Genomic DNA, 995 nt, shown 5'->3' with positions numbered 1-995 from the left:
CCACGCTGGGTCTCCAAAGTCCGGGGACGGATGCGGCGAAGCTGCTCGCGCCATCCGAGCCTTGGTCCAGTCATCGAGGCGCCGGCCGGCTCGACCATTCCGCGCCTCATTGCGGTTCCCTCTATAGCACGGGAACGACCCTGCAACGAGGCGATCGATCCCCCGCAACGGTCGGCGCGAGCTATAATGCAGGGACGACAGGAGAGGCAAGGTTGCGAGAACTGCTGCGGACCAACGACGCGGTACTGCTTTCGGCGGTGGGGGCATTGCTGGACGGCGCCGGTATCGACCATCTGGTGCTGGACCAGAACATGAGCATTCTCGAAGGCTCGCTCGGGGTCATCCCGCGCCGCGTTCTGGTGCACGAGGACGATCTGCGCGCTGCGCGCCAGTTGCTGACCGATGCCGGACTGGCGCACGAGCTTCGGTCCGATGGCTGAACTGGTTGATCCGGCAGCACAAGGCCTCACCGAGGACGGCTTTCTCGGGGGCCGGCTGCGGCTGCGGCAACCTGCCGCCGGTCATCGCGCCGGTCATGATGCGATTCTGCTGGCGGCTTCGACACGGGTGAGGGCCGGCGACCGGGTGGTCGAATTCGGCAGTGGGGTCGGTACCGCCGGACTCGCGGTGGCACGCAGGATCGATGGAACCGATCTGGTCCTGATCGAGATCGACCCCAGCCTTGCGGCGATCGCCGGTGACAACGCCCGCCTCAATGGGTTGGCGGCCGCAGTCGTCTGTCTCGATATCACCGGCTCAGCCGAGACATTTGCGGCGGCCGGAATCGGCCCCGACTCGGCCGACGCGGTGCTGATGAATCCACCGTTCCATGATGCCGGCCGGCATCGGGGGTCGCCGGATCCGGTGCGGCAGGTGGCGCATCTGGCAACCGCGACTACGCTGGAGGCCTGGGTTCACGCGGCGCGGCGGGTGCTCAAGTCCGGCGGGGCGCTGACGCTGATCTGGCGGGCGGATGGGCTTGCCGATGTTCTGAG

Annotated in this window: 2 protein-coding genes; both read left to right on the top strand. The window is 67.4% G+C overall.

The window, feature by feature from the left end; all coding sequences use genetic code 11:
* The first annotated feature begins 212 nt into the window (after nt 1–212).
* Nucleotides 213–440 (top strand): putative signal transducing protein, encoded by a 228-nt coding sequence (locus DYI24_RS27130; protein ID WP_107343217.1) that lies wholly within the window; start codon nt 213–215, stop codon nt 438–440.
* Nucleotides 433–995 (top strand): tRNA1(Val) (adenine(37)-N6)-methyltransferase (locus tag DYI24_RS27125; protein ID WP_164574519.1); only part of this gene is annotated, 563 nt, incomplete at its 3' end. The genes DYI24_RS27130 and DYI24_RS27125, both read left to right, overlap by 8 nt.

This window comes from Rhodopseudomonas sp. BR0C11 (assembly GCF_010820945.1).
Lineage (GTDB): Bacteria > Pseudomonadota > Alphaproteobacteria > Rhizobiales > Xanthobacteraceae > Rhodopseudomonas > Rhodopseudomonas palustris_H.
The sequence above is the reverse complement of the archived record's forward strand: the minus strand, read 5'-3'. Positions and strand labels throughout refer to the sequence as shown.